At 73.8% G+C, this 13,806-nt stretch carries 10 protein-coding genes; 4 read left to right on the forward strand and 6 right to left on the reverse strand.

Annotated features, from left to right (window positions below):
• Nucleotides 1-52 precede the first annotated feature (52 nt).
• Complete coding sequence (locus ACF09E_RS15015; RefSeq protein ID WP_148006696.1) at nt 53-565, forward strand: MarR family winged helix-turn-helix transcriptional regulator; 513 nt, start codon at nt 53-55, stop codon at nt 563-565.
• A 119-nt stretch (nt 566-684) separates the two neighbouring features.
• Here the strand turns inward: ACF09E_RS15015 and ACF09E_RS15020 are convergent, their stop codons facing one another.
• From ACF09E_RS15020 to ACF09E_RS15040, 5 genes are all read right to left on the reverse strand, one after another.
• Nucleotides 685-1,860 (reverse strand): PP2C family protein-serine/threonine phosphatase, encoded by a 1,176-nt coding sequence (locus ACF09E_RS15020; protein WP_361852435.1) that lies wholly within the window; start codon nt 1,858-1,860, stop codon nt 685-687.
• Nucleotides 1,861-1,918: 58 nt separating this feature from the next.
• Entirely contained in the window at nt 1,919-2,287 is a 369-nt protein-coding gene (locus ACF09E_RS15025) for an STAS domain-containing protein (RefSeq protein ID WP_392205581.1), read from the reverse strand.
• A gap of 50 nt (nt 2,288-2,337) precedes the next feature.
• Nucleotides 2,338-4,806 carry a SpoIIE family protein phosphatase gene (locus ACF09E_RS15030; RefSeq protein ID WP_392205582.1) on the reverse strand — a complete coding sequence of 823 codons (2,469 nt, stop codon included), beginning with the start codon at nt 4,804-4,806 and terminating at the stop codon, nt 2,338-2,340.
• 117 nt (nt 4,807-4,923) lie between these two features.
• Nucleotides 4,924-8,673 carry a HAMP domain-containing protein gene (locus tag ACF09E_RS15035; protein WP_392205583.1) on the reverse strand — a complete coding sequence of 1,250 codons (3,750 nt, stop codon included), beginning with the start codon at nt 8,671-8,673 and terminating at the stop codon, nt 4,924-4,926.
• 404 nt (nt 8,674-9,077) lie between these two features.
• On the reverse strand, nt 9,078-9,470 hold the full coding sequence (locus ACF09E_RS15040; RefSeq protein WP_392205584.1) for a hypothetical protein: 393 nt from the start codon (nt 9,468-9,470) through the stop codon (nt 9,078-9,080).
• Nucleotides 9,471-9,733: 263 nt separating this feature from the next.
• Here ACF09E_RS15040 and ACF09E_RS15045 point away from each other — a divergent pair, with 263 nt between their 5' ends.
• Nucleotides 9,734-11,467: a thiamine pyrophosphate-dependent enzyme gene (locus tag ACF09E_RS15045; protein WP_392205585.1), complete on the forward strand. Its 1,734-nt coding sequence runs from the start codon at nt 9,734-9,736 to the stop codon at nt 11,465-11,467.
• A gap of 124 nt (nt 11,468-11,591) precedes the next feature.
• Nucleotides 11,592-12,056 (forward strand): hypothetical protein, encoded by a 465-nt coding sequence (locus ACF09E_RS15050; protein WP_392205586.1) that lies wholly within the window; start codon nt 11,592-11,594, stop codon nt 12,054-12,056.
• A gap of 205 nt (nt 12,057-12,261) precedes the next feature.
• Here ACF09E_RS15050 and ACF09E_RS15055 read toward each other — a convergent pair whose 3' ends face one another.
• Nucleotides 12,262-12,486 (reverse strand): DUF6458 family protein, encoded by a 225-nt coding sequence (locus ACF09E_RS15055; RefSeq protein WP_392205587.1) that lies wholly within the window; start codon nt 12,484-12,486, stop codon nt 12,262-12,264.
• Nucleotides 12,487-12,684: 198 nt separating this feature from the next.
• Here ACF09E_RS15055 and ACF09E_RS15060 point away from each other — a divergent pair, with 198 nt between their 5' ends.
• Complete coding sequence (locus ACF09E_RS15060; protein ID WP_392205588.1) at nt 12,685-13,668, forward strand: glutathione S-transferase family protein; 984 nt, start codon at nt 12,685-12,687, stop codon at nt 13,666-13,668.
• The last annotated feature ends 138 nt before the right edge of the window (nt 13,669-13,806 follow it).

Raw genomic sequence — 13,806 nt, forward strand, 5'->3', positions numbered from 1 at the left:
CGTCGGAAGGTCGACGGCCTCGGCCCCGGACGCCCGAGGAGTGTCGGCAGTCATGAACACCAACCCCTCCCCGTCGCGGCGGGAGCGGCAGCAGACGACGGAGGCCGCCCGGGAGGTCATCGAGCTCCTCGAGGTCCTCTGGGAGCGGGGCCGGGACATGGTGTCGCCGACACCGGTGTCGGCGAGTCAGCTGCGCGTGCTGTACAGCCTGGACCGCGAGGAGGGGATCAGCCTGCGCACCCTGGGCGACCTGCTCGGGTCCGCGCCGCCCTCGGTGAGTCGTATGTGCGACCGGCTGGAGGCGCTGGGCTTCGTCCAGCGGCTGCCCAGCCCCGTCAGCCGGAGGCAGCTGGAGCTGCACCTGACCGCGCACGGCAAGGCGTACCTGCGGGACCTGCGGACCCAGCGCGAGGAGGCCCTGCTCGCGGTGATCGCGGACATGTCGCCGACGAGCCGCAAGGCGCTGCTGCGGGGGCTCACCGGGTTCCAGGAGGCCCTGGAACAGGACGGGCCCGCGGGCTCGTCACGTCCCGACACGCCGCTCAAGGACGTCAGTTCGGCCTGACCTCCGCGCGCCGCCGGCTCCGGTCGGCCGCACACCCCATGTCCGCACTTCCACCCTCCGGTGATCCTCGCCGTGTCCCATCGGGCGGCGCTCCCGATGTTGCCACAAGGATACAGTTGTCACACGGCAACTGTTGACGGGGTCCCGTGCCAGTCGAGACAGATGACGAGGGCGTCGTCCTCCAGCGGGCTGCTGCCGTGGTACGCGGCCAGCTCGCGCAGCACGGCCTGCGGCACGTGCGTGGGCGGGAGCAGCCGCGTCCCGCTGAGGGCCCGGGCGAGCGCCCGCTCCCCGTAGCTCTCCCCCTCGGGCGAGACGGCGTCGTACACCCCGTCGCTGCCGAAGAGCAGCCGGTCCCCCGGCAGCACCTGGAACCGCTCGGGCACGTAGGGGGAGTCCTCGAACATGCCGAGGGGCAACTGCGCCTCGAAGGAGACGGCCTCGACCGAAGGGCCCCGCAGCCGCCACAGCCGGGGCGACCCCGCGTCCACGGCCTCCACCTCGCCGGTCGCGAGGTCGAAGCTCAGCAGCAGCACCGAGACGAAGGCGGTGCCCCGGTACTGCGCGTACACGGCCTGGTCGGCCAGGGCCGCCTGGTCCGCGAGGCCCAGCCCGGCCCGGCGGGCGTTGCGGAGCGCGTTGATCGCCAGGTTCGTCAGCAGGGCGGCGCCGATGCCCTCGCCCATGCCGTTGGTGACCGTCAGGTTCAGTCTCCCGGCCGAGACCGACCAGTCGTAGTTGTCCCCGAAGATCGCGTAGGCCGGTTCCAGATGCGCGCCGAGGGCGAACTCGGGGCGGGCGCACGAGCGGCCGGGGAGGAGCTGCCACTGCATCTCGGCCGCGAGGGTGAGCCGGGTCGCCCGCCGTGCCAGGACGTACAGGTCCGTGTCCCGCTCGGCCACCATGATCTCGTGCCCGAGGGCGTCGCAGACCTGGCCGAGCGCGGGGAGAGCGGGGCCGACGTCGGCCCCGGCCGGGAACGCCACCGTGAGGACGCCCAGGCGGTCGCCCCGCACCGTGACCGGGAGGTGGACCAGGACGCCTTCGAACCCGAGGGTCACGTGCGGCTCCTGGGCACCGAAGGCCCGTCCCTGGGGGCTGTCGTGGATCGGCACCGACGGCGCCGCGCCGGGCGTCCGCTCGACGAGCTGGAGTGTCCGCAGCCCGTAGTCGGCCAGCCGGAGTTCCACCCACCGGGCGCCGTACCGCTTCCCCAGTGCCGCCTCGACGACACCCACCAGCTGGTGCGGCGCTGCCCTGCGGAGCTCCTGCTCCACGTCGGCGATCTCGTGCACGTTCTTCCGCTTCCTTCCTACCGCGCCGTCCGGGGCACCGGACCGCACCACCCTGCGTTCATCTCGCTCCGCCGGCCGCGGCCAGCGCCTCCTCCACACCGCTGTGCGGCGGGATCGTGGTGGTCACCCCGGTGATCTCCAGGATGCGCCGCACCGCTGACGTCGGCGCGGCGAGGTACACGTCCCCCCCGACCCCCCGCGCCTTGTGCACCGCCCTGATCAGGACGTTCAGACCGGACGAGTCCATGAACTCCAGGCCGGTCAGGTCGAGGACGACATGGGCCCGGCCGTCCCGGAGCTGCTCCCCCAGACTGCCTTCGAGCAGCGGGGCGGTCTCCATGTCGAGCTCACCTCCCAGGGACAGCACCGCTGTGCCGGCGTCGCGGATCGTGACGTCAACGGCCAGGTTCGACTCTCGTTCGGACATGTTCCCTGCTTTCCACGGTGGGGACGGACGGTGGGACGGACGAGCGGCGCTCATGTGACCTTGACTCCGACCAGACACGTGTCGTCGTCCGTGTCCGACTTGCTGCGGGACAGCAGCAGGTCGAGCCGTCGTTCGAGGCTGTCGGCGGGCAGCCGGGCGGTGGCCAGCAGTTGGGCCACCGATTCGGGGACCGAGGTGTCGCGCCGTTCGACGAGGCCGTCGGTGTACATCAGCACGGTGTCGTCGGGTTCGAGCCGCAGCTCCGCCTCCTCGTACTCGGCCTCGGCGAGGGCGCCCAGGAGGACCCCCCGCAGCAGCGGCAGGTCGGCCGCCTCGCCGCCCCGGACGAGCACCGGCGGGAGGTGTCCCGCCCGGGCCCAGCGCAGGGTGCGGCTCTCGGGGTCGTAGATCCCGCACACGGCGGTGGCCGTGAGGTGGGCCGTGAGGTGGTGGGCGACGCTGTTCAGCCAGGCGAGCAGCTGTCCGGGACCCGCCCCGGTGACGGCGAGGCCGCGCAGGGCGTTGCGCAGCACCACCATCCCGGTGGCGGCCTCCACGCCGTGCCCCGCGACGTCGCCGACGCAGAGCAGGACCTTCTTGGAGGGCAGCACGACGGCGTCGTACCAGTCGCCGCCGACCATGGAGTCGGACTCGGCAGGGCGGTAGCGCACCGCGACGTCGAGCCCCGGCGCGTCCAGCGGCGGCTTGGCCGGGGGCATGATGGCGTGCTGGAGCTGGAGGGTGAGCCGGTTGCGCTCCTCCGCCTCCTCCTCCGTGGCGACGAGCCGGTCCCGGGTCGCCGTGAGGGCGACCTCGGTCCAGTGCTGCGCCGAGATGTCCTGATAGGCGCCCCGGACCGCCTGGATCCGGTCGTCGGCCCCCAGGGCCGGCTCGGCGATCACCCGGATGTGCCGGGTGACCCCGTCCCGGCGCATCAGGCGGAAGGCCGCGGACCCGGCCCGCCGCTGGTGCAGGACGGAGTGGAGGAAGCGCCGGATGGCGCCGGCGTCGTCCTGGTGGACGTGGGCGGCCAGATCGCGCAGCGAGACCGGCGGCGCCGTCTTCTCCCGGCCGAAGAGGTCGAAGAGCTGGCCGTTCCAGGTGATCTCCCCGGTGAGGACGTCCTCCTCGAAGGCGCCGACCCGGCCCAGCCGCTGGGCGTGCTGGAGCAGGTTGGCCAGGCGGGCGGACTCGTCCTCGATACGCCATATCAGGAAGACGCTGTCGCCGTGCCGGCTGATGCTGATGTCGGCGAGCGAGGACAGCGGCACCTGGTCCACGAGCGCGGTCAGCCGGGTCCGCCGCGAGCGGAACGGTTCGCCCGTCGCGTAGACCCGCTCGATCCGGTCGAAGAGCTCGCTGCCGCCCGCCGTCGCCGGGTACGCCTCCAGGAGCAGCGCCCCCTCGACGGCGCCCCGGGGGCGGCCCGCCGGGTCCTGGAACAGCGCGTTGGCGTGCCGGATGCGGAAGTCGGCGAGGTGTCCCGCGTCGTCCAGGTGCGGGGTGAGGACGAGGGCGGGGTCGTGGAGTCCGTCGGCGAGTTCGGCCAGCTCCAGCGCCCCCTCCCCGCCGGGCGTGGGGTTGGGGGTCGGCCCGCCCTGCGCGGGCAGGGCCTCCAGGGTGTGGGCGCAGAGCTCGGCGAGGGCCTCGATCTGGCGTTCCACGGCGCGGGGCTGGGGCTCCAGCGGGCGGGCCCAGCAGACCTCCAGGACGCCGTGGATGCGGCCGCCGGTCCCGGCGGGGACGACGACGCGGCCGCCGTCGGGGTGGCGGGAGCGTCCGATCGACGGGACGCCCGCGGCGGCCAGGGAGGGGTACCAGACCGCGCGCCGGGCCATGAGGGCCTGCCGGGCCGCGGTGGTCACGCCCGGCGGGACGTAGTGCCAGCGGGCCGCCTCGTCGGGGCCGAACCCGGCGTGGCCGCGCAGGCTGAGCGAGGCGTCCGCGCCGGTGGTCCAGATCGCCACCGCGACGGCGCCGAGCGGTTCGAGGGCGTGCGCCAGCAGCGACTCGGCGACGGACTGGGTGTCGTCGGCGCTGAGCGCCGCGCTCTCCGCCGTGCGCAGGCGAACGCCGACGGAGGCGTCGGACCCGGCCGTCCCGGGCTCGTCGGCGGTCGCCTTCAGGAAGTCGCCGGCGACCTCGGCGACCCGGTCGCGGGCCGCCTGGTTGATGATGTCCGCGGCGAGTTCCAGCTGGGAGAGCCCGGCCTGTTCGGCCAGCTCACCGAGCTGGCGCGCGGCCTGGGCGGGTCCGCACCCCAGACGCTCGACGATCACTCCCTTGGCGAGCTCGATCAGGGCGCGGCCCTCCGCCGCGGCGTGCGCGGCCCGCACCTCGCCGCGCAGCCGTTCCACCACGGCCGTCAGCCGGCCGGCGCCGAAGTGGTCGCGCTCCGTCGTCCGGTCTTCGTCGTCGGGCCGCCCGGGAAGGGCGGCGGGGATCTCCTCGGGCGCCGGAGCGCCGCCCTCCGGGATGCCGGAGCGCGGGTCTCCGTCCCGGAGGTGGGGACCGCTCACGTCGAGGACTCCTGGGGTCGTGCGGCCCGAGGGCCGCCGGAAGGGCGGGGACACGCGCCCGAGGGGCGCGGTGCCCGCGCCGGGGTGCGGCGCGGGCGGGCGGGGGCTGCCACGGGGCTAGGCGTCGTTCAGCCAGCGGTGGACGCAGGCGATGAGTTCGTCGGCGTCGACGGGCTTGGTCACGTAGTCGCTGGCGCCGGCGGAGAGGCTCTTCTCCCGGTCGCCGGGCATCGCCTTGGCGGTGACGGCGATGACGGGCAGCCCGGCGAACCGGGGCATCTCCCGGATCCGCGCGGTCGCCGTGTAGCCGTCCATCTCCGGCATCATCACATCCATCAGCACGAGATCGACCTCCGCGTGCTCCAGGAGGGCTTCGATGCCCTTCCTGCCGTTCTCCGCGTGCAGGACCGTGATCCCGTGCAGCTCCAGGATGCCGCTGAGGGCGTACAGGTTGCGGGCGTCGTCGTCGACGACGAGGACCGTGCGGCCCTGCAGGGTGGTGTCGATCGTCTGCGGCTCCGGAGCCCGGTGCTCCCCCCGGACCAGGGGTACGACGTCCCCGGGCTGCTCCGCGGACAGGTGGAGGGCGATCCGCTCGCGCAGTTCGTCGAGGCTGGAGAGGAGTTCCAGGGGCCGGCGGCGGGCCAGGTCCTGGAGGGTCCGCTCGTGGTCCGCGGCGAGCCGGCGGTTGTTGTGCGCGAGGACGGGCACGGTGCGCAGGGCCTCGTCGCCGTCCATGGCGTCCAGGAAGCGCAGGGCGTCGCCGTCGGCCATGTCGACGTCAAGCACGACGCAGTGGAAGGGCTGGGTGGCCAGGGCGGTGGCGGCCTCGTGGGGTCCGACGACGGCGATCAGCTCGACGTCGTCCCGGCCGGCGCGCCCGCCGTCGTCGAGTTCCGTGACGGCGTTCTCGGCGACGAGCGCGAGGAGCCCGCGCGGACGGTCCTCGATCACGAGCAGCCGCCGCGTCGGACGGGCCGAGGGGGCGGTGGACCGCCGGCGGAACGCGGGGGCGTCACCGGGGTCCGCGGGCGGTGCCGGGGGGAGCACCAGGCCCTCCGCCGCCGGCCCGGGCAGGGCGGGCTGCTCCACGAAGTCGGGGCGGGTGACGGGGAGGTACAGGGTGAAGGTGCTGCCCTCGCCGGGGACGCTGGCGACCGTCAGGGCGCCGCCGAGCAGATAGGCGATCTCGCGGCTGATGGAGAGGCCGAGTCCGGTGCCGCCGTACTTCCGGTTGGTCGTCCCGTCGGCCTGCTGGAAGGCCCCGAAGATCGCCTCCAGGTTCTCGCGGGCGATGCCGATGCCGGTGTCCGCGACACGGAAGGCGACGACGGGGCCGCCCCGGTGCACGGTCGCCGGGAGCTCGTCGTCCGAGACGGGTTCGATGCGGAGCTCGACGCTGCCGTGCTCGGTGAACTTGACGGCGTTGGAGAGCAGGTTCCGGAGGACCTGGCGGAGCCGGGTGTCGTCGGTGACCAGGTCGACGGGGACGCCGGCCGCGGTGGAGACGGTGAAGGCGAGGCTCTTCTGCGAGGTGAGCGGGCGGAAGGTGGCCTCGACGTAGTCGAGGAGTCTGCGCAGTGCCACGCGCTCCGGGTTGAGGTCCATCTTGCCGGCCTCCACCTTGGACAGGTCGAGGATGTCGTTGATCAGCTGCAGCAGGTCGGATCCGGCCGAGTGGATGATCCCGGCGTACTCGACCTGCTTGGCGGTGAGGTTGCGCGTCGGGTTCTGGGCCAGCAGCTGCGCCAGGATCAGGAGGCTGTTGAGCGGGGTGCGCAGTTCGTGGCTCATGTTGGCCAGGAACTCGGACTTGTACTTCGAGGCCAGCGCGAGCTGCTGGGCGCGGTCCTCCAGCTCCTGGCGGGCCTGCTCGATCTGGAGGTTCTTGGCCTCGATGTCGCGGTTCTGCGTCGCGAGCAGGGCCGCCTTCTCCTCCAGCTCGGCGTTGGAGCGCTGGAGCTCCTCCTGCTGCACCTGGAGCTCCTCGGTGCGCGAGCGCAGTTCGCCGGCCAGTCGCTGGGACTCGTCCAGGAGCTCGTCGGTGCGGGCGTTGGCGACGATCGTGCTGAGGTTCACGCCGACCGTCTCCATGAGCTGCTCCAGGAAGTCCCGGTGCACGGAGGTGAAGGGGCTGAAGGACATCAGCTCGATGACGCCGAGCACCTGGCCCTCGACGACGATCGGCAGCACCACGAGGCTGCCGCGGGCCGTGTGGCCGAGCCCCGAGGAGATGGTGACGTAGTCGGCGGGGACGTTCTCGGCGACGATGGTGCGGCGGCTGCGGGCGGCCTGCCCGACGAGCGACTCGCCCAGCCGGAAGCGGTTCTTGCCCTCGTCGCCGGCGGGGCGGCCGTAGGAGCCGACGAGGCCCAGCTCGACGCCGGCCGTTCCCTCCTCGGCGAGGTAGAACGCGCCGTACTGGGCGGTGACGAGCGGGGTGAGCTCGTCCATGACGAGTTCGGCGACGACGGCGAGGTCGCGGGGGCCCTGCATCAGGGCGGAGATCCGGGCCAGGCTGGACTTGAGCCAGTCCTGTTCCTGGTTGGCGCGCGTGGTCTCGCGGAGCGAGCCGACCATCGCGTTGATGTTGTCCTTGAGTTCGGCGACCTCGCCCGAGGCCTCCACGGTGATCGAGCGGGTCAGGTCGCCCTCGGCGACGGCGCTCGCCACCTCGGCGATGGCGCGAACCTGTCGGGTGAGGTTGCCGGCCAGCTCGTTGACGTTCTCGGTGAGCCGCTTCCAGGTGCCGGAGACCCCTTCGACCTCGGCCTGGCCGCCGAGGCGGCCCTCGCTGCCGACCTCGCGGGCCACGCGGGTCACCTCGGCCGCGAACGAGGACAGCTGGTCGACCATGGTGTTGATGGTCGTCTTCAGCGCGAGGATCTCGCCCCGGGCGTCCACGTCGATCTTCTTGGACAGGTCGCCGTTGGCGACGGCGGTGGTGACCTGGGCGATGTTGCGGACCTGGCCGGTCAGGTTGCTCGCCATGGAGTTGACGTTGTCCGTGAGGTCCTTCCAGGTGCCGGCCACGTTCGGCACCCGGGCCTGGCCGCCGAGGCGGCCTTCGGTGCCGACCTCGCGGGCGACCCGGGTGACCTCGTCGGCGAAGGAGGAGAGCTGGTCCACCATCGTGTTGATGGTCGTCTTGAGCTCCAGGATCTCGCCCCGGGCGTCCACGTCGACCTTCTTCGACAGGTCGCCGTTGGCGACCGCCGTGGCCACGTGGGCGATCGCCCGCACCTGCGCGGTGAGGTTCCCGGCCATGGAGTTGACGGAGTCGGTGAGATCCCGCCACGTGCCGGAGGCGCCCTTGACGTCGGCCTGGCCGCCGAGGATGCCCTCGGTGCCGACGTCGCGGGCCATGCGCGTGACCTCGTCGGCGAAGGAGGAGAGCTGGTCGACCATCGTGTTGATGGTGTTCTTGAGCTCCAGGATCTCGCCGCGGGCGTCCACGTCGATCTTCTGGGAGAGGTCTCCCTTGGCGACGGCGGTGGCGACCTGGGCGATGTCGCGGACCTGGGTGGTGAGGTTGCCGGCCATGGCGTTCACCGAGTCGGTGAGATCGGCCCAGGAGCCGGAGACGCCCGGCACCGCGGCCTGACCGCCCAGCGTCCCCTCCGTGCCGACCTCGCGGGCCACCCGGGTCACTTCGGAGGTGAAGAGGGAGAGCTGGTCGACCATCCCGTTGAAGACCCGGGAGATCTCGCCCATCAGGCCGTCGGCCTCGTCGGGCAGGCGCGTGCCGAAGTCGCCGTCGCGCACGGCCGTGAGTCCGGCCAGGAGCTGGCGGAGCTCGGGCTCCCCCACCGCGGCCGGTCCCGGCCGCTCCCCGATCGAGGAGCCCTTGGTCGTCGTCTCAGACATGCCTCATCCTCGTTCGCCATCCGGCATTCGCCTGCGGGCCATTCGGTCACGACCTGGTGCCGCACCGCCCGCGCTCCCATCACGACCACGGTCTCGACCGTTGCCGTACGGCAATGATGACGACCCTACCCCTCCGTGATCGACAAGAGGAGAGCGGTGCCGGGTCAGGAGGCCGAAACCCGTCACGCGGAAGAGCCCGGCGCCCTCCTTCCGGAGGGTGCCGGGCTCATCGCGCCGTGGGCGATCTCACATCGGGCGACCCCGGGTCGCCGGGCCGGGGCCGCGGGGCGAGGGCCCGGGGGGACGTACGGCTCCGGGGGCCGTGACACCGCGCCCCGGCGCGCCGAGGGCTCAGGAACAGATGACCAGGGGCGTACGGCGGAGGCCGGGTGTTCCGCCGTCGCTCAGAAGGGGCGGCCGGGGAAGCGGGCGACCGGGCCGCGGCCGCGTCGACCCGCGCGGCGGCCGAGCGCGTACACGACGGCGGCGGCGGCGGCCGCACCGACGGCGGCACCGGCCCGCGCCGTCTCGGGCGCGCGGACCACCCCCAGGGTCCGGGCCCCGGCGGTCTCCGCCGCAGGCGGGGCGGCCGGAGTCCCCTCGGACGCGGTGGCCGGGACGGCCTCGGTCCGCGGCAGCGGAAGGAAGAGCAGTGTCCCCATGGTCTCCGTGCCCCGCGCGGGATCCTCGCCCGCGACGGCGGCGTGGTCCACACGACGGGCCGGGCCGACACGGCCCCGCCCGGCGTACGACCCGAGGCGAAGGATGGCGGCTCCACTGTTCTCCGAGGCAGTCATGGGTGCCGTCTCGCCCGACGAGCCGCTCGCAAACCTCGGGGACGGCACCGGCACCGCCCCGCCGGGGTTCGCCGGATGCCGCCGCGGCGGATCGACCCGGACACCGTCCGGTTCCACGCGGACCCGTGCGCACGGCTCGGCGTGGGGCGACCGCTCTCTCCCGCTTCGATTCCGTCCTCGGGGGCAGACGACTGGGACGCGTCCCATCCGGACCGGTTCACCCTCCGATGACCGGTTCGTCGCTCTTCGCGGAAGGAGAACCCATGACTCGCACCGTCGCCCAAGTGATCGTCGACGGTCTCGCGGACCTCGGCGTCGGCCACGTCTTCGGCGTCGTCGGAGACGCGCTCAACCCCCTCACCGATGCGATCCGGACCACGGACGGCATCGAGTGGACCGGCTTCCGGCACGAGGAGGCGGCCGCCTTCGCCGCGGGGGCGCACGCCCAGCTGTCGGACGGGCTGGGCGTCTGCATGGGCACCGTGGGGCCCGGCTCGGTCCACCTGCTGAACGGTCTGTACGACGCGGCCAAGAGCGGCGCCCCGGTCCTGGCGATCTGCGGCCAGGTGCCGCTGTCGGAGATGGGCGGCGACTACTTCCAGGAGGTGGACAACGACCTCCTGTTCCGGGACGTGGCCGTGTACCGGGCCACGGTGACCTCCCCCGCCCAGATGCCGAGGCTGCTGGAGTCCGCCGTACGGGCGGCCGTGACGGGCCGGGGCGTGGCGGTGCTGACCGTTCCCGGCGACCTCGGCGACCAGAAGGTGGAGGACGACCGGCCCCTGCGGTTCGCGCTGCCCCGCCCGGCCGTGACCCGGCCCGACGACCCGGCGCTGGCCGAGGCGGCGGAGCTCGTCTCGGCGGGCCCACGGGTCACCCTGCTCGTGGGGCGGGGCGCCCGGGACGCGCGCGAGGAGGTGCTGCGCGCCGCCGAGCTCCTGGCCGCTCCGATGGTGCTCACGCTCAAGGGCAAGGAGGGGTTCGAGCACGAGAACCCGTACGAGGTCGGCCAGACCGGCCTGATCGGCAACCCGGCCGCCGCCCACGCCCTGGACTCCTGCGACACCCTGATCCTGCTGGGCACGGACTTCCCCTACCGCGACTGGTATCCGAAGGACTGCCGGGTCGTGCAGATCGACACCCGGGAGGAGCGTCTGGGGCGCCGGGTCCCGGTGGACGTGGGCCTGGCGGGGGACGTCGGCGCGACGCTGCGGGCCCTGTTGCCGCTGCTCTCCCCCGTCGCCTCGCGCTCCCACCTGGACGGGGCCCGCGAGCGGTTCCTGCGCTGGGAGGAGGGTCAGGCGGGTCTCGCCGACCCCGCCCACGACAAGCGCCACCTGCTCGGGCGGGTACGGGCGGTGTTCGACAACCGGGACGAGGAGATCCGCCCGGAGGCGCTGGCGGCCGCGGTGGACCGCCACGCGGCCGACGACGCGGTCTTCACCTCCGACACCGGGATGGCCACGGTCTGGCTGTCGCGCTTCGTGCGGATGCGCGGCGACCGCCGGCTCATCGGCTCGTACAACCTCGGGTCCATGGCCAACGCGATGCCGCAGGCGATCGGCGCCCAGCTGTGGGCGCCGGACCGGCAGGTCGTGGCCTTCTGCGGCGACGGCGGGCTGAGCATGCTGCTGGGCGACCTCATGACGATCCGGTCCGAGCGGCTCCCGGTGAAGCTGGTGGTCTTCGACAACCGCCGCCTCGGCATGGTCAAACTCGAACAGGAACAGGCGGGGCTCCCCGAGTTCGGCACGGTCCTCGACAACCCGGACTTCGCCGCGGTGGCCGAGGCCATCGGCCTGACCGGCATCCGCGTCACCGAGCCGGGAAAACTCGACGAGGCCGTGCGCCGGGCCCTGGCGATCCCGGGACCGGTGCTGCTGGACGTGCTGACGAACCCCGCCGAGGTGGCCGTGCCCGGCAAGCCGACGGTGTCGCAGGGCTGGGGCTTCGCGATCGCCAAGATCAAGGAGAACCTCCCGTCGGCCGACGGCTGAGGGTTTCCTCCGGCGGGACGGAGGCCGGCGAGCGGCTCGCCGGTCGGCCTCCGTCCCGCCGGAGCCGGTCGGCGCGTCGGCCGGACCCGTCCGGCGCGACCGAGAGCGAAGGGAAGGACACCTGATGAGCAGCGAGAACCCACAGGATCCGGACACCCCCGGAACCGATGAGCCACGCGGACGGATCGGGCCGCCTCCTGAGGACCCCGGCCGGGCCGCGGGGGCTCCGAACGCCGCGGAGGACGCCGAGGCCCAGACCCGGAGCAAGGCCGCCGAACTCGCCTACCAGGGCACGGAGATCGCCGGACGGGCCACCGACCGGGTGCGGGAGAAGGCGGGGCACGCCGCCGGGTTCGTCAGGGAGAGCGCCCCGGACGGGCTGCGGGACACCCCGGCGGACGTCGTGGCGCATCTGCGGGCCGCGGCGGTCCGCGCCGGGCACGTCGTCGCAGGAGGCGAACCGGGGCCGCTGCGGGCGAGGGCCCGTCGCGCCGCGAGGGCGGCGACGACCGGGCCCGCGCCGCTGATCGCGGCGGCGGCCGCGCTCGCCGCACTGCTCCTCGCGCGCCGGGCCCGCAGGGGGCGCTGAGGTCTCCCCCGGTGCCCCGGAGCCGCCTTCGTGAAGGCGGCGGCGCGTACGCGGCCGGGGTCGCGCGCAGCGGCGCCTGGGCCCGGGGACACAGGCCCGCCGCCTTCCTCTGCCGGCGCCTCTGAGGGCCGTCGGGTTCCAGAGGCGTCCGCCGCCGGTGCGGGCACCGAGCTCCGCACCGGCGGCACCGCGGCGGCCGTACGCCTCAGTGCAGACCGTGCCGGTCGTCGTCCGTCATGGTCGGGGTGGTCGGCGGGACGACCATCCGGCGGCGGCGCAGGATGCTGGTGTACACGGCGGTGCCGATGATGCCGACGGCCATCAGGATCAGCCCGACCAGGTCGAGGTCGACCCCCTCGATCTCCCAGTCGGACGCGAACGTGAGGATCGCGCCGACGGCTATCAGGATGATGCAGACTCCCAGACCCATGGTTCCTCCCTTGTCGGGTCGGACGTCACCCGCGTACCCCGGTCCCCGGCTCTCATCCGCCGGCGGGGGCCCGGGCTCGGGACGGCGCCGGGGCATGGGAGGCGCCGCCACGGGTAGCAGCCGTCCGGAAGCCGACGGCAGGCGGCCCTCCGGTGCCGGTCACGGCGGCCGGAGGCCGGGCAGGGAGGTACGGAGACCATGACCGGTGACGGCTCGTACGAGCGCGACCGCGCCTACATCACGACCCGGATCACGGCCGACGGCCGGGACGGCTACGCCGTCGAGCCCGGGCGCTACCGCCTGGTCGTCGCGCGGGCCTGCCCGTGGGCGAACCGGAGCGCCATCGTGCGCCGGCTGATGGGCCTGGAGGACGTGCTCTCCCTGGGGCTCGCCGGGCCCCTGCACGACGAGCGCAGCTGGGCCTTCCACCTGGACCCCGGCGGCCGGGACCCCGTCCTCGGCATCGACTGGCTGCGAGAGGCGTACGAACGGCGCGAGCCGGGCTACCCGAAGGGCGTCACGGTGCCGGCGATCGTCGACGTCCCCACCGGCGCGGTGGTGACCAACGACTTCGAGCGGATCACGCTCGACCTCGGCAGCCAGTGGACGGCCCACCAGCGGGACGGGGCGCCGGAGCTCTACCCGGAGCGGCGGCGCGACGAGATCGACGACGTGGCGGGCAAGGTCTACCGGGACGTCAACAACGGTGTCTACCGGTGCGGCTTCGCCGGGAGCCAGCGGGCGTACGAGGAGGCCTACGCGCGCCTCTGGGAGCGGCTGGACTGGCTGGAGGAGCGGCTCGCCGGGCGCCGCTACCTGGTCGGCGACACCCTCACGGAGGCCGACGTCCGCCTCTTCCCCACGCTGGTGCGCTTCGACGCCGTCTACCACGGCCACTTCAAGTGCAACCGGCAGCGGCTGACCGAGATGCCGGCCCTGTGGGGCTACGCGCGGGACCTGTTCCAAACCCCCGGGTTCGGGGACACCGTCGACTTCGCGCAGATCAAGGCGCACTACTACGTGGTCCATCACGACATCAACCCGACCGGGATCGTCCCCGCGGGTCCGGACGTCCGCGGCTGGCTGTCGCCGCACGGCCGGGAGGAGCTGGGCGGCCGCCCGTTCGGCGACGGGACGCCGCCTCCCCCGCCGCCCCCGGCCGAACGCGTCCCGCGGATCTGACCGCGTGTGCTCTGCCCGCGGGCGCGGGCAGAGCACACGGGTACGCGGCAGGCGCGGCGGCGGGATGCGGCCTCCGGAACGCGAAGCGCCCGCCCCGGTCCACCGGGGCGGGCGCTTCGCGCGGATCACGGTCACCCG

Source organism: Streptomyces sp. NPDC014891, assembly GCF_043081085.1.
Lineage (GTDB): Bacteria > Actinomycetota > Actinomycetes > Streptomycetales > Streptomycetaceae > Streptomyces.